This window comes from Paraburkholderia sp. CI3, from assembly GCF_050436505.1.
Classification (GTDB): domain Bacteria; phylum Pseudomonadota; class Gammaproteobacteria; order Burkholderiales; family Burkholderiaceae; genus Paraburkholderia; species Paraburkholderia tuberum.
This window is the reverse complement of the sequence record NZ_JBNDMI010000004.1, coordinates 1,190,868-1,208,903: the sequence shown is the minus strand read 5'-3', so window position 1 is coordinate 1,208,903 and position 18,036 is coordinate 1,190,868. Positions and strand designations below refer to the sequence as shown.

Annotated in this window: 17 protein-coding genes; 15 read left to right on the top strand and 2 right to left on the bottom strand. The window is 64.0% G+C overall.

The window, feature by feature from the left end; genetic code table 11:
- Positions 1-6 precede the first annotated feature (6 nt).
- From OKW29_RS26940 to OKW29_RS26895, 10 genes are all read left to right on the top strand, one after another.
- On the top strand, positions 7-1,212 hold the full coding sequence (locus OKW29_RS26940; protein ID WP_429293259.1) for a 1-deoxy-D-xylulose-5-phosphate reductoisomerase: 1,206 nt from the start codon (positions 7-9) through the stop codon (positions 1,210-1,212).
- Positions 1,213-1,219: 7 nt separating this feature from the next.
- Entirely contained in the window at positions 1,220-2,614 is a 1,395-nt protein-coding gene (rseP, locus tag OKW29_RS26935) for an RIP metalloprotease RseP (RefSeq protein WP_018417653.1), read from the top strand.
- Positions 2,615-2,681: 67 nt separating this feature from the next.
- Positions 2,682-4,985 carry an outer membrane protein assembly factor BamA gene (gene bamA, locus OKW29_RS26930; RefSeq protein ID WP_429293258.1) on the top strand — a complete coding sequence of 768 codons (2,304 nt, stop codon included), beginning with the start codon at positions 2,682-2,684 and terminating at the stop codon, positions 4,983-4,985.
- 89 nt (positions 4,986-5,074) lie between these two features.
- Positions 5,075-5,596, top strand: coding sequence for an OmpH family outer membrane protein (locus OKW29_RS26925; protein WP_429294944.1), 522 nt, complete (start codon positions 5,075-5,077; stop codon positions 5,594-5,596).
- Positions 5,597-5,699: 103 nt separating this feature from the next.
- Positions 5,700-6,812 carry a UDP-3-O-(3-hydroxymyristoyl)glucosamine N-acyltransferase gene (gene lpxD, locus OKW29_RS26920; protein WP_184066166.1) on the top strand — a complete coding sequence of 371 codons (1,113 nt, stop codon included), beginning with the start codon at positions 5,700-5,702 and terminating at the stop codon, positions 6,810-6,812.
- Positions 6,813-6,999: 187 nt separating this feature from the next.
- On the top strand, positions 7,000-7,464 hold the full coding sequence (gene fabZ / locus OKW29_RS26915; protein ID WP_006048683.1) for a 3-hydroxyacyl-ACP dehydratase FabZ: 465 nt from the start codon (positions 7,000-7,002) through the stop codon (positions 7,462-7,464).
- A gap of 100 nt (positions 7,465-7,564) precedes the next feature.
- Positions 7,565-8,353, top strand: coding sequence for an acyl-ACP--UDP-N-acetylglucosamine O-acyltransferase (gene lpxA, locus OKW29_RS26910; protein ID WP_184056892.1), 789 nt, complete (start codon positions 7,565-7,567; stop codon positions 8,351-8,353).
- Between the two features lie 3 nt (positions 8,354-8,356).
- Positions 8,357-9,526, top strand: coding sequence for a lipid-A-disaccharide synthase (gene lpxB, locus OKW29_RS26905; protein WP_429293257.1), 1,170 nt, complete (start codon positions 8,357-8,359; stop codon positions 9,524-9,526).
- The gene (rnhB, locus tag OKW29_RS26900) at positions 9,523-10,272 is read left to right on the top strand and encodes a ribonuclease HII (RefSeq protein WP_429293256.1); all 750 of its coding nucleotides are present in this window, start codon (positions 9,523-9,525) and stop codon (positions 10,270-10,272) included. Before lpxB ends, rnhB begins: the two co-directional genes overlap by 4 nt.
- A gap of 92 nt (positions 10,273-10,364) precedes the next feature.
- Entirely contained in the window at positions 10,365-11,153 is a 789-nt protein-coding gene (locus tag OKW29_RS26895; protein WP_429293255.1) for a TrmH family RNA methyltransferase, read from the top strand.
- A gap of 58 nt (positions 11,154-11,211) precedes the next feature.
- Here OKW29_RS26895 and ppsR read toward each other — a convergent pair whose 3' ends face one another.
- Positions 11,212-12,027 carry a posphoenolpyruvate synthetase regulatory kinase/phosphorylase PpsR gene (ppsR, locus tag OKW29_RS26890; protein WP_090800570.1) on the bottom strand — a complete coding sequence of 272 codons (816 nt, stop codon included), beginning with the start codon at positions 12,025-12,027 and terminating at the stop codon, positions 11,212-11,214.
- Between the two features lie 515 nt (positions 12,028-12,542).
- On the opposite strand from ppsR, the gene ppsA reads away from it, so the two are divergent.
- The 3 genes from ppsA (at position 12,543) to OKW29_RS26875 (ending at position 16,554) form a co-directional block, all read left to right on the top strand.
- The gene (gene ppsA / locus OKW29_RS26885; RefSeq protein WP_429293254.1) at positions 12,543-14,945 is read left to right on the top strand and encodes a phosphoenolpyruvate synthase; all 2,403 of its coding nucleotides are present in this window, start codon (positions 12,543-12,545) and stop codon (positions 14,943-14,945) included.
- A 118-nt stretch (positions 14,946-15,063) separates the two neighbouring features.
- On the top strand, positions 15,064-15,519 hold the full coding sequence (locus OKW29_RS26880) for an NfeD family protein (RefSeq protein WP_090805347.1): 456 nt from the start codon (positions 15,064-15,066) through the stop codon (positions 15,517-15,519).
- Positions 15,520-15,606: 87 nt separating this feature from the next.
- The gene (locus OKW29_RS26875) at positions 15,607-16,554 is read left to right on the top strand and encodes an SPFH domain-containing protein (RefSeq protein ID WP_429293253.1); all 948 of its coding nucleotides are present in this window, start codon (positions 15,607-15,609) and stop codon (positions 16,552-16,554) included.
- 100 nt (positions 16,555-16,654) lie between these two features.
- Here the strand turns inward: OKW29_RS26875 and smpB are convergent, their stop codons facing one another.
- A complete protein-coding gene (gene smpB / locus OKW29_RS26870; protein WP_013089686.1) occupies positions 16,655-17,101 on the bottom strand; it encodes an SsrA-binding protein SmpB in 447 nt (148 codons plus the stop codon).
- 100 nt (positions 17,102-17,201) lie between these two features.
- On the opposite strand from smpB, the gene OKW29_RS26865 reads away from it, so the two are divergent.
- Together OKW29_RS26865 and OKW29_RS26860 are read left to right on the top strand one after the other, a co-directional pair.
- Positions 17,202-17,639, top strand: coding sequence for a type II toxin-antitoxin system RatA family toxin (locus tag OKW29_RS26865; protein WP_018417666.1), 438 nt, complete (start codon positions 17,202-17,204; stop codon positions 17,637-17,639).
- Positions 17,636-17,968: an RnfH family protein gene (locus tag OKW29_RS26860; protein ID WP_090800565.1), complete on the top strand. Its 333-nt coding sequence runs from the start codon at positions 17,636-17,638 to the stop codon at positions 17,966-17,968. Before OKW29_RS26865 ends, OKW29_RS26860 begins: the two co-directional genes overlap by 4 nt.
- Positions 17,969-18,036 lie beyond the last annotated feature (68 nt).

The window sequence follows — 18,036 nt, the reverse complement described above, 5'->3', positions numbered from 1 at the left end:
AGAGATATGCAAAAACGTCTGACATTGCTCGGTTCCACGGGCTCGATTGGAGACAGTACGCTCGACGTGGTCGCGCGTCATCCCGAGCGTTTTTCGATTTACGCGCTGAGCGCGCATCGCAACGGCGACAAGCTCGTCGGGCAATGCCTGCGCTTCGCGCCCGAAGTGGCGGTGGTCGGCGACGCCGACACGGCCGCGAAGGTCGCCGTGAAGCTGCGCGAAGCGGGCAGCAAGACCGAGGTCACGTACGGGCCGCAGGCGCTCGTCGACGCCGCGAAGAGCGAGGGCTGCGACACGGTGGTCGCGGCGATCGTCGGCGCGGCCGGTCTCGCGCCGAGCCTTGCCGCGGCGCGCGCCGGCAAGCGCATCCTGCTCGCGAACAAGGAAGCGCTGGTGATGTCCGGCGCGATCTTCATGGACGCGGTGCGCGACCACGGCGCGGTGCTGCTGCCGGTCGACAGCGAACACAACGCGATTTTCCAATGCCTGCCGCGTGAAGCGTCGCTGCATGGCGGCGTTTCAAAGATCATCCTGACCGCATCGGGCGGCCCGTTCCGCACGCGCGAACCGGCCACGCTCGTCGACGTGACGCCTGACGAAGCCTGCAAGCATCCGAACTGGGTGATGGGCCGCAAGATCTCGGTCGACTCGGCCACGATGATGAACAAGGGCCTCGAAGTGATCGAGGCGCACTGGCTGTTCAACCTGCCCGGCGAGCGCATCGACGTGCTGATCCATCCGCAGAGCGTGATTCATTCGCTGGTGTCGTACGCGGACGGTTCGGTGCTCGCGCAGCTCGGCAACCCTGACATGCGCACGCCGATCGCGCACGCGCTCGCGTTTCCGGATCGCGTCGATTCCGGGGTCGCGCAGCTCGATCTCGCGGAGATCGCGTCGCTGTCGTTCGAAAAACCCGACTACGCGCGCTTCCCGTGCCTCGCGCTCGCCATGAAGGCGCTTGCGGAAGGCGGCGTCGCGAGCGCGGCGTTGAACGCCGCGAACGAGATCGCGGTGGAGGCATTTCTCGCGCGCCGCATCGGCTTCATGGCGATTGCCGAGGCGGTCGACTCGGTGCTGAACGCGTTGCCGAACCGCAGCGCGCACGCGCTCGACGACGTCATCGAAGCGGACGCCTCCGCGCGCCGAGCTGCTACCGAATTCATCGCGCGTCTGCCTGACGGCGCCCGTCGCACGGAACGCGCCGTCCAGTGAGGCGTTTATGAATCTGCTGATCGAACTGCTCGCTTTCGCGGTTGCGATTGGCGTACTCGTGGTAGTCCACGAGTACGGGCACTACAGCGTCGCGCGTCTGTGCGGCGTGAAGGTGCTGCGCTTCTCGATCGGCTTCGGCAAGCCGCTCGTTCAGTGGGTCAGTCCGAAGACGGGCACCGAGTGGACGATTGCCGCGCTGCCGCTCGGCGGCTACGTGAAGATGCTCGACGAGCGCGAGACCGGCCCCGGTTCGATTCCCGAAGCGGATCTGCCGCATGCGTTCAACCGCCAGTCGGTGTGGCGGCGCTTCGCGATCGTCGCGGCCGGTCCGGTCGCGAATTTCCTGCTCGCGATCGTGCTGTTCGCGCTCGTGTTCGCAACTGGCGTGACCGAACCGGCCGCCGTGATCGCGACACCCGCGCCGAACACGCCGGCCGCGCTGGCGGGCTTCGAGGGCGGCGAGACCATCGTCGGTGTGCGCACCGGCCATAGCGATGAGACCGAGCCGGTGCGGTCGTGGTCGGATCTGCGCTGGAAGCTGCTCGGCGCCGCGTTCGATCAGCAGCGCATCGTGCTCAGTGCAAAAGACGCGCACGGCACGTCCGATTTTCCGATGGACCTGCGCGGCCTCGGCGAGAAAGACGTCGACGACGATCTGATGTCGCGCCTCGGCTTCGAGCCCGGCGGCGGCAAGCTGACGGTGGCGGGCGTGCAGGCGGGCAGCGCCGCGCAAAAGGCGGGGCTCGTCGCCGGCGACCGGCTGCGCGCGATCAACGGCACGCCGACCGATAATGCCTCGGCCTTCATCGCTTTTGTAAAATCGCACGCCGGCGTGCCGGTCACGCTGCGGGTGGAGCGCGGGGGCCGTGGCGGTCATGCGGCGGGCGCGCTCGAAGAAATCACCATCGTGCCGCAGCTGCAGCGCGATGCAGCGAGCGGGCAGCAGATCGGCCGCATCGGCGCGGAGCTGGCGACCCAGGTGCCGTCGATCGACGTGCGCTACGGGCCGCTCGAGAGCCTCCACCTCGGCGCGCGCCGTACCTGGGATCTCGCGGTGTACTCGGTCAGGATGTTCGGCCGGATGATCGTCGGCGAGGCATCGCTGAAGAATCTGTCCGGTCCGGTGACGATCGCCGACTACGCGGGAAAGAGCGCACGTCTGGGTCCTGCCGCGTTTCTGTCGTTCCTGGCCCTTGTCAGCATTAGCCTCGGCGTGCTGAACCTGCTACCAATTCCGGTATTGGATGGGGGGCATCTGTTATATTATTTGGTTGAAGCTGTGACCGGTAAAGTTGTCTCCGATCGCTGGCAACTCGTTTTTCAGAGGGCGGGGCTTGCCTGCATCGTCGCGTTGTCGGCGATTGCGCTGTTCAACGATCTGGCTCGTTTAATCCATTTTTAAAGTGTCCGGCGGCGTTCACGAGGGCGGCCGCCAGGCCTGATGCAGCTATACATACTGGGGAAGCACGTTGTTCAAACCTCATCGCTTTGGTCCAAAGACGGTTGTAGCCGCGGCGTTCGCCGCGCATGGGCTGGTTGCTCACGCAACGACGCCCTTCGTGGTGCAAGACATTCGCATTGAGGGATTGCAACGCGTCGAACCGGGCACGGTGTTCGCGTACCTGCCCATCAAGCAAGGCGATACCTTTTCCGACGACAAGGCGTCCGAAGCGATTCGCGCGCTGTACGCGACGGGCTTCTTCAACGACGTCAAGATCGCGACCGAAGGCAACGTGGTGATCGTGCAGGTGCAAGAGCGCCCGGCCATCGGCACGATCGACTTCGCCGGTATCCACGAGTTCGACAAGGACAACCTGATCAAGGCGCTGCGCGCGGTCGGGCTGTCGCAAGGCCGCTACTACGACAAGGCCCTCGTCGACAAGGCCGAGCAGGAACTGAAGCGCCAGTATCTGACGCGCGGTTTTTACGCGGCTGAAGTCACCACGACGATCACGCCGATCGACCGCAACCGCGTCGGCATCCTGTTCTCGGTGGCCGAAGGTCCGAGCGCGAAGATCCGTCAGATCAACTTCATCGGCAACAAGACATTCAGCAGCGGCACGCTGCGCGACGAAATGCAGCTGTCCACGCCGAACTGGTTCTCGTGGTACACGAAGAACGACCTGTACGCGAAAGACAAGCTCACCGGCGACCTCGAGAACGTCCGCTCGTACTACCTGAACCGCGGCTATCTCGAGTTCAGCATCGAATCGACCCAGGTGTCGATTTCGCCGGACAAGAAGGACATGTACCTGACGGTCACGCTGCATGAAGGTCAGCCGTACACGATTTCGAACATCCGCCTCGCCGGCAATCTGCTCGACCGCGAAGCGGAACTGAAGAAGCTGATCAAGATCAAGCCGGGCGACCGCTTCTCGGCCGAAAAGCTGCAGGCGACCACGAAGGCGATCGTCGACAAGCTCGGCGAGTACGGCTACGCGTTCGCGACCGTCAATGCACAGCCGCAGATCGACCAGAACAACCACACCGTCGACCTGACGCTTCAGGTCGACCCGAGCCGTCGCGTGTACGTGCGCCGCATCAACGTGGTCGGCAACACGCGCACGCGCGACGAAGTGGTGCGCCGCGAAATGCGCCAGCTCGAAAGCTCGTGGTTCGATTCGAACCGCCTCGCGCTGTCGAAGGACCGTATCAACCGTCTCGGCTACTTCACCGACGTCGACGTGACCACGGTGCCGGTCGAAGGCACGCCCGACCAGGTCGACATCGACGTGAAGGTCGCCGAAAAACCGACCGGCGCGATCACGCTTGGCGCGGGCTTCTCGTCGACGGACAAGGTGGTGCTGTCGGCGGGTATCTCGCAGGACAACGTGTTCGGCTCCGGCACGAGCCTCTCGGTGAACATCAATACCGCGAAGACGTACCGTACGCTGACGGTTACGCAGGTCGACCCGTACTTCACGGTGGACGGCATCAAGCGGATCACCGACGTCTACTACCGCACGTACCAGCCGCTGTACTATTCGACCGATTCGAGCTTCAAGATCGTCACGATTGGCGGTGACCTGAAGTTCGGCATTCCGTTCTCCGAAGTCGACACGGTGTTTTTCGGCGTCGGCTTCGAGCAGAACCAGCTCGACATCGACTCGAATACGCCGCAAAGCTATATCGACTACGTGAACCAGTTCGGCCGGGTGTCGAACAACGTACCGCTGACGGTCGGTTGGTCGCGCGATGCGCGTGACAGCGCGCTGGTGCCGAGCCGCGGCTACTTCACGCAGGCGAACGCCGAGTACGGCACGCCGATCGGGGGCACGCAGTACTACAAGGCCGACATCAACGCGCAGTACTATTACTCGTTCGCGCGTGGCTTCGTGCTGGGCTTCAACTTCCAGGGCGGCTATGGTAACGGCCTCGGCGGCAAGCCTTATCCGATCTTCAAGAACTACTTCGCCGGCGGTATCGGTTCGGTGCGCGGCTACGAGCCGAGCTCGCTCGGTCCGCGAGACGCGAAGACCAACGACCCGATCGGCGGCTCGAAGCTGCTCGTCGGCAATATCGAGCTCACGTTCCCGCTGCCGGGCACGGGCTACGATCGCACGCTGCGTGTGTTCACGTTCCTCGACGCCGGTAACGTGTGGGGAACGGAAGGTAACAGCATCGGCGCAAATGGCCTGCGTTACGGCTACGGTGTGGGTCTCGCGTGGATCTCGCCGATCGGCCCGCTCAAGTTGAGCCTTGGCTTCCCGCTCACGAAGCACACTGGCGACCAGTACCAGAAGTTCCAGTTCCAGATCGGGACGGCGTTCTGATCGGGCGGCGGGTGTTCCCGGCGGCCGGCGTTGCCGGCGGGCGGCTGCGGCGCCGGACCCGGCCAACCTACAGTATCGAGAGGATGACTTTGCTAACCGGTATGTTTTCGAAACGTGTAGCGTGCGCATTGGCGCTGGCAATGACCCTCGGGGTCGGCATGGCGCACGCGCAGGAGGCGAGGATCGCCGCGGTGAATTCCGACCGCATCCTGCGCGAATCGGCGGCGGCGAAAGCCGCGCAGCTGAAGCTCGAGGCCGAATTCGCGAAGCGGGACAAGGATCTCGCCGATATGGCGCAAAAGCTCAAGTTGATGTCCGATGCACTCGACAAGAATGGCGCGACAATGTCGGCGACCGATCGCGCGCAAAAGCAGCGCGACCTGTCGCAGCTCGACTCGGACTTCCAACGCAAGCAGCGTGAGTTCCGCGAAGACCTGAACCAGCGCCGCAACGAGGAACTCGCGGCGGTGCTCGATCGCGCGAACAAGGTCATCAAGCAGATCGCCGAAACGCAGCACTACGATCTGATCGTTCAGGAAGCGGTGTACGTGAGCCCGCGCATCGATATCACCGACCAGGTGCTGAAGGCACTTGCAGCATCGGGCAACTAAGGACAATGAGGGCAATGAGGGCGACTGAGGGCGGCGCACGGTCGCCCCGCACGCCTCGGCGCGCGCCCTCGCAATGATTGAACAGGTTGGAGACAGGATAGGCATGGCATTTACGCTCGAGGACATCGTCCAGCGGTTCGGCGGTGAAGTAGTCGGTAACGGGGCGCAGCGCGTGAGCAGTCTTGCGCCGCTCGACCAGGCAGGCCCGGACCAGTTGGCGTTCCTCGCCAATCCAAAGTATCTGTCGCAGGTCGAAACGACCCGCGCCGGCGCAGTGCTGATCAATGCCGGCGACCTTGCGAAGCTCGCCTCGCGCGAAGCTCGAAACTTCATCGTCACGCCGAATCCCTACGCTTACTTTGCGCGCATCGCGCAAACCTTCATCGACCTGGCCGCGCCGAGGGCGGTCCCCGGCGTGCATCCGAGCGCAACCGTCGATCCTTCCGCCCAGGTCGCCGCGAGCGCGGTGATCGGTCCGCGTGTCACCGTGGAAGCGGGCGCAGTGATCGGCGAGCACGCGCGGCTCGACGCCAACGTCGTAATCGGCCGCGGCACCCGCGTCGGGGCGAACTCACATCTGTATCCGAACGTGACCGTGTACCACGGCTGCAAGCTCGGCGAGCGCGTGATCGTCCACGCGGGCGCGGTGATCGGCTCGGACGGCTTCGGCTTCGCGCCCGACTTCGTCGGCGAGGGCGACGCACGCACCGGCAGTTGGGTCAAGATTCCCCAGGTCGGCGGCGTGTCGATCGCGAACGACGTCGAAATCGGCGCGAACACCACAATCGACCGCGGCGCGATGGCCGACACGATCATCGAGGAGTGCGTGAAGATCGACAACCTCGTGCAGATCGGCCACAACTGCAAGGTCGGCGCCTACACGGTGATCGCGGGCTGCGCGGGCATCGCGGGCAGCACGACCATCGGCCGTCATTGCATGATCGGCGGCGCGGTCGGCATTGCCGGACACGTGACGCTCGCCGATTACGTGATCGTCACTGCAAAGTCGGGCGTGTCGAAGTCGCTGCTGAAGCCCGGCATGTACACGAGCGCGTTCCCGGCCGTGAACCACGCGGACTGGAACAAAAGCGCCGCGCTGCTGCGCAATATCGACAAGCTTCGCGATCGCATCAAAGCGCTGGAGAACGCCACCGTCGACAAAGCCGGCAATGCCACTGACGGCGCCGCAGGTCAACCCGCAGGCAACAAGATCTGACAGTTATCCCGGCGACCCATCCGCACCGCGTAAAATAGTGGTCGAGCATCATGAAGCAAAGCCGGTGGCCGTGACCGGGTGGCACGACCACCCGGTCATCAGAGGCGCCGGTCGTGCGCGTTTTCAACCCACCTGCACCCAGCATCCGCAGTCATCATCGCGCAGTCAACGCGTGAGCAGAAACACCATGAGCACCGAAAAAATCAATCTCGACATTCATAAGATTCTCACGCTGCTGCCGCATCGTTATCCGATCCTGCTGGTCGACCGGGTGCTCGAACTCGAACCGCACAAGAGCATCAAAGCGTTGAAGAACGTGTCGATCAATGAGCCGTATTTCCAGGGACATTTCCCGACGCGGCCGGTGATGCCAGGCGTGCTGATCCTCGAAGCCCTCGCGCAGACCGCGGCGCTGCTGACGTTCTCGGAAGAGCCGAGCGATCCGTCGAACACGCTGTACCTGTTCGTCGGCATCGACAACGCGCGCTTCAAGCGCGTGGTGGAACCGGGCGATCAGCTGATCCTGAACTGCACGTTCGAGCGTCACATGCGCGGCATCTGGAAGTTCAAGGCGCGCGCCGAAGTGGATGGCGTCGTCGCGGCGGAAGCCGATCTGATGTGCGCGGTGCGCCACACGGACAAAGACGCGTAAAGCCCGCGTCGGGGCAGGTCGCGGCGCGGCAAGGCGCGCGCGCGGCGGCCCTGACGGAAAGGCCATCCACACAACGCAACAGAATCAGAAGCGAGGACGCATGAGCAGGATCCATCCCACCGCGATCATCGAAGCGGGCGCGCAGCTGGACGAATCCGTCGAAGTCGGGCCCTATGCGGTGATCGGCGCACACGTGACGATCGGTGCGCGCAGCACGGTCGGCTCGCACAGCGTGATCGAAGGCTATACCACGCTCGGCGAAGACAACCGCATCGGCCATTACGCTTCGGTCGGCGGGCGTCCGCAGGACATGAAGTACCAGGACGAGCCGACCAGGCTCGTGATCGGCAACCGCAACATGATCCGCGAGTTCACGACGATCCACACCGGCACGGTGCAGGACGCGGGCGTCACCACGCTCGGCGACGACAACTGGATCATGGCCTACGTGCACATCGGTCACGACTGCCACGTCGGCAACAACGTGATCCTGTCGAGCAACGCGCAGATGGCCGGTCACGTGACGATCGGCGACTACGCGATCATCGGCGGCATGTCGGGCGTGCATCAGTTCGTGCGCATCGGTGCGCATTCGATGCTCGGCGGCGCGTCGGCGCTCGTGCAGGACGTGCCGCCGTACGTGATCGCCGCGGGCAACAAGGCCGAGCCGCACGGCATCAACGTCGAAGGGCTGCGCCGCCGCGGCTTCTCGGCCGACGCGATCTCGGTGCTGCGCACCGCGTATCGCGTGCTGTACAAAAACGGCCTGTCGCTCGAAGAAGCGAAGGTGCAACTGAAGGAACTCGGTTCGGCCGGCGGTGACGGCGACGCCCCGGTGCAGACGCTGCTCGCGTTCGTCGAAGCGTCGCAGCGCGGCATCATCCGCTAACCGATGACGTTGCAACCCAGTCCGCTGCGCGTCGCGATGGTGGCCGGCGAGCCGTCCGGCGACCTGCTCGCCGCGTCGCTGCTCGACGGCCTCGCCAGCCGGTTGCCGGCCGCCACGCAGTACTACGGCATCGGCGGTCCGCGCATGATCGCTGCGGGTTTCGGCGCCCACTGGCCGATGGAAAAGCTGACGGTGCGCGGCTATGTCGAAGCACTGCGGCACATTCCTGAAATCCTCGGTATCCGCAACGAGCTCAAGCGTCAGCTGCTCGCCGAGCCGCCGTCCGTGTTCGTCGGCGTCGACGCACCCGACTTCAATTTCGGGCTCGAGCACGCACTGCGCGACGCCGGCATTCCGACCGTGCACTTCGTCTGCCCGTCCATCTGGGCGTGGCGTGGCGGCCGCATCAAAAAGATCGCCAAGGCCGTCGACCACATGCTATGCGTGTTCCCGTTCGAAACCGCGCTGCTCGAAAAGGCGGGTGTCGCGGCGTCGTACGTCGGGCATCCGCTGGCCGATCAGATCCCGCTCGAACCCGACACCCTCGGTGCGCGCCGCGCACTCGGTCTCGCGGAAAGCGGGCCGGTGATCGCGGTGCTGCCGGGCAGCCGGCGCTCCGAGATCGATCTGATCGGCCCGACGTTCTTCGCGGCGATGGAGATGATGCAGCACCAGGAGCCCAGCGTGCGCTTCGTGATGCCGGCGGCGACGCCCGCGTTGCGCGCGTTGCTGCAGCCGCTCGTCGATGCACATCCGGGCCTCGTGCTGACCATCACCGAAGGCCAGTCGCAACTCGCGATGACCGCCGCCGACGCGATTCTCGTGAAGAGCGGCACCGTCACGCTCGAAGCCGCGCTGCTGAAAAAGCCGATGGTGATTTCGTACAAGGTGCCCTGGCTGACCGGCCAGATCATGCGCCGCCAGGGCTATCTGCCGTACGTCGGCCTGCCGAACATCCTGGCCGGGCGTTTCGTGGTGCCGGAGATCCTGCAGCACTTCGCGACGCCGCAGGCGCTCGCCGAGGCGACACTGAAACAGTTGCGCGACGAGGCGAACCGGCGCACGCTGAAGGAAATCTTCACGGAGATGCATCACGTGCTGAAGCAGAACACCGCGCAGCGCGCGGCCGAAGTCGTGGCGAGCGTCGTCGAGCAGCGGGCAGGGCGGCCATGACCGCCGCGCGCGCGCCTCGCCGGAAGATCGCGGCCACCGTTCGGGTAGTGGCGCAAGCCGGCCTGAACTTCGAGAGCGCCGACGACATCGTCTGCGGCGTCGACGAGGCAGGGCGCGGACCGCTGGCCGGTCCGGTCGTCGCGGCGGCGGTGATTTTCGATCCCGCCAAACCGATGATCCGTGGCCTCGACGATTCGAAGGCGCTGAGCGCACTCAAGCGCGAAGCGCTGTACGACAAGATCGTCGAGCGTGCGCTCGCGTACTGCATCGCGTCGGCGACAGTCGAGGAAATCGATTCGCTGAACATCCTGCACGCCACCATGCTCGCGATGAAGCGCGCGGTCGAGGGCCTGTCGGTCGTGCCGACGCTCGTGAAGATCGACGGCAACCGTTGCCCGACGCTCAGCATCCGTAGCGAGGCGGTGATTGGCGGCGACGCGCTCGTGAAGAGCATCTCGGCGGCGTCGATTCTCGCGAAGGTCACGCGCGACCGCATGCTGGTCGAACTGCACCAGACGTATCCGATGTACGGCTTCGACGCGCATGCCGGTTATGGCACGCCGCAGCATCTCGCGGCGCTGCGCGAGCATGGGCCGTGCGAGCATCATCGGCGATCGTTCGCGCCGGTGCGCGAAGCGCATTTGCGATTCGGCACTGGCGTGCCGTTGCCGCCGGCGGACGCCGTCGTCGTGGCCGACGCGCTGCTGCTCGACGGCGATGCGTTCGGCGAAGCCGGCTTCGCGTGACCGACCCCATCAGCGCGGCTCGAGCGCGCTCCGCGCTTGCGTGCCGTTGATTGCCGCTGATTCCTTTTCCCTTCTCACCGCCTTCGCTGCCTGTGAAAGCCATCACCTCGCGGGACAATCCGCTCTACAAGCGCCTGAAGGCACTGGCCGGCTCGACGCATCAACAGCGCCGCAGCGGCCACGCGCTGCTCGAGGGCTTCCATCTCGCGAGCACGTATCTCGAGGTCGCAGGTCAGCCGGAGCTATGCGTCGTCACCGACGGCGCGTTGCGTCACGACGAAGCGCAGGCGATCGTGTCACGGATCGACGAGCATCGGCTCGTGACGCTGCCGGATGCATTGTTCGGGCAGTTGTCGAATGTCGTGCATGGGGTCGGGATCCTGCTGCTCGTCGAGAAGCTCGACGCACCGCTGCCCGAGCGCGTCGAGCAAAACTGTCTCGTGCTCGACGGCGTGCAGGACGCGGGCAACGTCGGCTCGATTCTGCGCAGCGCAGCGGCTGCGGGTATCGAGCACGTGTTCTGCGCGCCGGGCACCGCATACGCGTGGTCGTCGAAGGTGCTGCGTTCCGGGATGGGCGCGCACTTCCTGTTGCAGATTCATGAGGATGTCGACGCGCGTGCGCTGATCGAACGGCTCGCGGTACCGATCGTCATCACCGATTCGCACGGTGCCGAAGCGGTCTATGACAGCGACCTGAGAAGACCGCTCGCGTGGGTGTTCGGCAACGAAGGGGCGGGCGTGTCGCAGGCGTGGCGCGATGCCGTGTCGTTGCGGGTGACGATTCCGCAGCCCGGCGGTATGGAGTCGCTGAACGTGGCGGCCGCGGCGGCGGTCTGCGTGTTCGAGCAGTGCCGGCAGCAGCGCGGGCGCAAAAAGTAGACTTAAGTGGCGTTGCGAGGGCTCTGGCCCGGCAACGCAAGGCCTGCTCGGCCATCCCTCAATACGACGGCCGATCCAGCTTGATCTCCTGCAGGATCGTCGTCGCGATTTCCTCGATCGACTTGTGCGTCGACGACAGCCACTTGATCCCCTCGCGCCGCATCATCGTTTCGGCTTCGTTGATCTCATAGCGGCAGTTTTCCGGCGCCGCATACTTGCTGCCCGGCCGCCGCTCGTTACGGATCTCCGACAGCCGCTGCGGATCGATCGACAAGCCGAACATCTTCTGTCGATGCTCGCGTAGCGGCGTCGGCAGCTTGCCGCGTTCGAAATCTTCGGGAATCAGCGGATAGTTCGCCGCTTTCACGCCGTACTGCATCGCCAGGTAAAGGCTCGTCGGCGTCTTGCCGCTGCGCGACACGCCGACGAGGATCACGTCGGCGTCTGCGAGATTGCGATTCGATTGACCGTCGTCGTGCGCGAGCGAGAAATTGATCGCCTCGATCCGGTTCTTGTACTCCTCGGTGTCCGCGTTCTGGTGGCCGCGCCCCATCGCGTGGCTCGACTTCAGTTCCAGTTCCTGCTCGAGCGGCTCGACGAAGGTCTGGAACATGTCGAGCACGAGCGCGTTCGAACCCTTCACGATCTGATTCGACGAGCTATCGACCAGCGTGGTGAACACGATCGGTCGACGGCCGTCCTGCACGACCGCTTCGTTGATCTTTTCGAGCGTTGCGTAGGCCTTCTCGGTCGAGTCGACGAATGGCACGCGGACCAGGCGGAATTTCTGGTCGAACTGGGAGAGGATCGAATGCGCGAAGGTTTCGGCAGTAATCCCGGTACCGTCTGAGACGATGAATACGGTGGGCGGCATCAGAGGAGCTGTGAACGTGAAAGGCAAATGAGCCGGAAAGCGCGAGCGCGACAACGCGCTCGAATCAAACCGCGCGGCGGCGGGCGCGCCACGCTCGTGTCCCGCGCGGGCGGTCCCGCAAAAGCCGGCTGGCTCGGTCGGCGCGCGATTCGAGGCGCAATTCTCGACCGACTGCCACATTTCAGGAGTCGGCACGGTAGAATAGCGGCAACCTGTTGGATAAGCAATTGCAGGCGATTGGCCGCTAACTTGCCGCGAACGGTCGTTCAACGTCACGTTATCTAATGTCAATATGCGTTGAACGCAACAGATCGAGCGGTAAGTCCGCTCAACCGCGTTCTGCGGTGCGTCCGCCTCGTGCTCCATGGCCGGCGCGCCATGCAACGCATCTCTGCCGTCCAGGCGATTGCTTATCTAACAGGTTGTGCAAGACACGGGGTCGAGGCTTCCAATGGGCTGCCCGTGTTCAAGCCCACTTGCACAGCCGTGAATTTCTTTCACACTTAGGGGCTTGTATGACTAACGCAGTTACCGTCGCAAAGGACAAGGCGTATGTAGTTCCGTTCGAGCAGTTGCGGATGACCGACGTGGAGATCGTCGGCGGCAAGAACGCGTCGCTGGGCGAGATGATCAGCCAGCTCGCCGAAGCCGGCGTGCGCGTGCCGACCGGCTTCGCGACCACCGCGCTCGCGTTCCGTGACTTCCTGCAGCACAACGATCTGACCGAGCGCATCGCCAAACGTCTCGAGACGCTCGACGTCGACGACGTGAAGGCGCTCGCCGAAGCGGGCAAGGAGATCCGTCAATGGATCGTCGACGCGCCGCTGCAGCCGCAGCTCGAGGCTGACATTCGCGCGGGGTTCGACACGCTGCAACAGAGCTCGCCCGAGGAACTGTCGTTTGCCGTGCGTTCATCCGCGACCGCGGAAGACCTGCCGGACGCATCGTTCGCCGGTCAGCAGGAAAGCTACCTGAACGTGGTCGGCATCGACGACGTGCTCGATCGCATGAAGCACGTGTTCGCGTCGCTGTATAACGACCGCGCCATCTCCTATCGCGTCCACAAGGGCTTCACGCATGCTGAAGTCGCGTTGTCGGCGGGCGTGCAGCGCATGGTGCGTTCGGACGTCGGCGCCGCGGGCGTGATGTTCACGCTGGACACCGAATCGGGCTTCAAGGACGCCGTCTTCATCACGTCGAGCTATGGCCTCGGCGAAACCGTCGTGCAGGGCGCGGTGAATCCGGACGAGTTCTACGTGTTCAAGACCACGCTCGCGCAGGGCAAGTACCCGATCATTCGCCGCACGATCGGCTCGAAGCTGATCAAGATGGAGTTCACGAAGCCGGGCGAGCCGGGCCGCGTGAAGACCGTCGACGTCGCGCACGAACAGCGCAACCGCTTCTCGATCACAGACGAAGACGTGATCGAGCTCGCGAAGTACGCGGTGATCATCGAGAAGCACTACCAGCGTCCGATGGACATCGAGTGGGGCAAGGACGGCCGCGACGGCAAGATTTTCATCCTGCAGGCGCGTCCGGAAACGGTGAAGAGCCAGGGCGGTGGCAAGGCCGAGCAGCGCTTCAAGCTGAAGGGCCAGTCGGCCGTGCTGGCAACGGGCCGCGCGATCGGTCAGAAGATCGGCGCGGGTCCGGTGCGCGTGATCCACGACCCGTCGGAGATGGACCGCGTGCAGCCGGGCGACGTGCTCGTCGCCGACATGACCGACCCGAACTGGGAGCCGGTCATGAAGCGGGCGTCGGCGATCGTCACGAACCGTGGCGGCCGCACCTGCCATGCGGCGATCATCGCGCGTGAGCTGGGCGTGCCGGCCGTGGTCGGCTGCGGCGACGCGACCGACGTGCTGAAGGACGGCGCACTCGTCACCGTGTCATGTGCGGAAGGCGACGAAGGCAAGATCTACGACGGCCTGCTCGAAACCGAAATCACCGAAGTGCAGCGCGGCGAACTGCCGCCGATTCCGGTGAAGATCATGATGAACGTCGGCAATCCGCAGCTCGCATTCGACTTCTCGCAACTTCCGAACGCAGGTGTGGGTCTCGCGCGGCTCGAGTTCATCATCAACAACAACATCGGCGTGCACCCGAAGGCGATCCTCGAGTACCCGAACGTCGATCAGGACCTGAAGAAGGCGGTCGAAAGCGTCGCGCGCGGTCACGCGTCGCCGCGCGCGTTCTACGTCGACAAGCTGACCGAAGGTATCGCAACGATCGCGGCGGCGTTCTATCCGAAGCCCGTCATCGTGCGTATGTCGGACTTCAAGTCGAACGAGTACAAGAAGCTGATCGGTGGTTCGCGCTACGAGCCGGACGAGGAAAACCCGATGCTGGGTTTCCGCGGCGCGTCGCGCTATATCGCGGAAGACTTCGCCGAGGCGTTCCAGATGGAATGCGTCGCGCTGAAGAAGGTGCGTGAAGAGATGGGCCTCGACAACGTCGAGATCATGGTGCCGTTCGTGCGTACGCTGAAGCAGGCGGAGCGCGTGGTCGGGCTGCTCGCGAAGTTCGGCCTGAAGCGCGGCGAGAAGGGCCTGCGTCTGATCATGATGTGCGAAGTGCCGACGAACGCGATCCTCGCGGAAGAGTTCCTGCAGTACTTCGATGGATTCTCGATCGGCTCGAACGACCTGACGCAGCTCACGCTCGGCCTCGACCGCGACTCGGGCATGGAGCTGCTCGCGGTCGATTTCGACGAGCGTGATCCAGCGGTCAAGTTCCTGCTCAAGCGCGCGATCGAAACCTGTCTGCGTCTCGACAAGTACGTCGGTATCTGCGGCCAGGGGCCGTCGGATCATCCGGACTTCGCGCAATGGCTGACTGACGAAGGCATCGAGTCGATCTCGCTCAACCCCGACACGATCATCGATACGTGGCAGCAGCTGGCAAAGGCGAAGCAGTAACTCGCGAGGTATCGAATGCCGCTTTCGCAGGCGGCATTCGGCACGCGTTAAAGGCACGTGCGCTTCGTGCTATAAACACCCCGGTAGAACCGGGGTGTTTTGCTTTGTGGAGGTCGACGTGGCGCCTGGTGGACTGTTCTGGTGGATCGGGGCGGGTGTGCTTGTCGTGCTGGAACTGATGAGCGGCACCTTCTATCTGTTGATGATCGCGTTCGGCTTCGTCGCGGCCGCGCTTGCGCGCATTGCCGGCGCCGGGACCGATCTGCAATTCGTAGTGGCGGCGCTGGTTGCGCTCGCGGCGGTCGTGGTGCTCAGACGCTCGCGCTTCGGCCGTCGTAGGCGCGAGCAGGCGTCGCGCAATCCGGATGTCAATCTGGATATCGGGCAGACGCTGAACGTGCCGGCCTGGCAGGGGCGCAAAGCACGCGCGACATATCGTGGCGCGGCATGGGACATCGAGCTGGCCGCGGGCGAACCCGAAGACGCGCAGGTCTACGAGATCAAGGAGTTGCGGGGCAGTTGCCTCGTCGTCGTCGCGAGCCGGCAGCCGAAGGCGCGCGCGAGCGCGACCTGACGATCTGAGCGCCGGCCGCCCAAGCTGAAAACGCAGGCCCGACCAACCTGCGCACAACTATTCGAAGCAGAATCGGAGGGTAGCGATATGGATTCAACCATCGTCGGGGCAGTGCTGCTGATCGTCGTGATCGTGCTCGCGTCGCAGACCATCAAGATCGTGCCGCAGCAGCATGCGTGGGTGCTCGAGCGCCTCGGCCGTTATCACGCGACGCTGACGCCGGGTCTGAGCTTCGCGTTCCCGTTCGTCGACCGGGTCGCGTACAAGCACGTGCTGAAGGAAATTCCTCTCGAAGTGCCGAGCCAGGTCTGTATTACGCGCGACAACACGCAACTGCAGGTCGACGGTGTGCTGTATTTCCAGGTCACCGATCCGATGAAGGCATCGTACGGATCGAGCAACTTCGTGTTCGCGATCACGCAGTTGTCGCAGACCACGCTGCGCTCGGTCATCGGCAAGCTGGAGCTGGACCGGACCTTCGAGGAGCGCGATTTCATCAATCACAGCATCGTGTCCGCGCTGGACGAGGCGGCCGCGAACTGGGGCGTAAAAGTGCTGCGCTACGAGATCAAGGACCTGACGCCGCCAAAGGAAATCCTTCACGCGATGCAGGCGCAGATCACCGCCGAGCGCGAGAAACGCGCGCTGATCGCGGCATCGGAAGGGCGCAAGCAGGAGCAGATCAATATCGCGTCGGGCGGCCGCGAGGCGGCGATCCAGAAGTCCGAAGGCGAGCGTCAGGCAGCGATCAATCAGGCGCAGGGGCAGGCCGCGGCGATTCTGGCGGTAGCCGAGGCGAACGCGCAGGCGATCCAGAAGATCGCGGCGGCGATCCAGCTGAACGGCGGCATGGACGCGGTGAATCTGAAGGTGGCCGAACAGTACGTGAACGCGTTCTCGAACCTCGCCAGGCAGGGCACGACACTGATCGTGCCGGGCGACATGTCGAAGATGAGTTCGATGATCGCGTCGGCGCTGACCATCGTGAACAAGAGCAAGGCGGCAGCGGAGCCGCCGCGCGGCGACTTGCGCTGACGAACGGGCAATGCATGCGCAATGAGTGCGTGACGTAAAAGCAAATGGCCCGCACATCGATGCGCGGGCCATTATTGCATGAGCCGGAAACGAATCGCGTTCAGGTCGGCGAGCGCATCAAGCGCGCCTTCTCGCGCTCCCAGTCGCGCTTCTTCTCGGTCTCGCGCTTGTCGTGCATCTTCTTGCCCTTCGCGAGACCGATCTCGCATTTGACGCGACCGTTCTTGTAGTGAAAATTCAGCGGCACGAGCGTGTAGCCGCGCTGCTCGACCTTGCCGATCAGCTTGCTGATCTCCTCGCTATGCAGCAGCAGCTTGCGCGTGCGCACCGGGTCGGGATGGATGTGCGTCGACGCTTCGGGCAGCGGGCTGATGTGCGTGCCGATCAGGAACAGCTCACCATTGCGGATCACCACGTAGCCTTCCTTGATCTGGCCGCGCCCGGCGCGCAACGCCTTGACCTCCCATCCTTCGAGCACGAGGCCTGCCTCATAGCGTTCCTCGACCGAGTAGTCGTAGAAGGCTTTTCTGTTGTCTATGATGCTCATGAATGGAAAGTGCCCAACTCGTTTAAAATCACGATTTTAGCAAAGCGGGGCAAGGAAAGCCCGCGGCGCTCGTCCACCGTTGCCACGCGCTGTTCAATTTATGGCAGATGTCCAGAAAACCGTTTTGATTCGCCACTCGGCGGAGCAGATGTTCGACCTCGTCACCGACGTCGACGATTACCCCAAGTTCCTGCCATGGTGCGGGGGCATCGAAATCCGTCACCGGGACGACACCAGCATGGAGGCGAGGATCGATATCAACTTCAAGGGCATCAAGCAGCATTTCGCCACGCGTAACTCGATGGAGCGCCCCACGCGCATCGACATGGAATTCGCCGACGGTCCGTTTCGCAAGTTCACCGGTTTCTGGCGCTTCACGCCGCTGCGCGCCGATGCGTGCAAGATCGAATTCGCGCTGCACTACGAGTTCACCAGCATCCTGCTCGAGAAGATCATCGGGCCGGTGTTCAATCACATCGCCAATACCTTCGTCGAATCTTTCGTGAAGCGCGCCAACCAGCGCTATGGTCAGTCATGAGCGCGCGGCTAACGGTCGAGGTCTGCTATGCGCTCGCTGCCGAGCAGGCGCTGATTGCGGTCGAGTTGCCCGCGGGCGCGACGCTGCAACAGGCGATCGGCGCAAGCGGGATTCTGCAGCGCTTTCCGTCGATCGATCTGAACACGCAGAAGGTGGGCGTGTTCGGCAAGCTCAAACCGCTCGATACAGTGCTGGCGGACCATGATCGCGTCGAGATTTACCGGCCGTTGCTGGTGGATCCGAAGGTGTCGCGCCAACGCCGCGTCGAAAAGACACGCAAGGCGGGGTCGATCGAGGGGCGGCGTTGGTTGAACAAGGATTCGCGCTAGGCGGCGCTAGTTGGGGGGGCGGCGGCGGACTTTTTCGCGCGCCGCCCGTCTTGCATCATCACGTCACA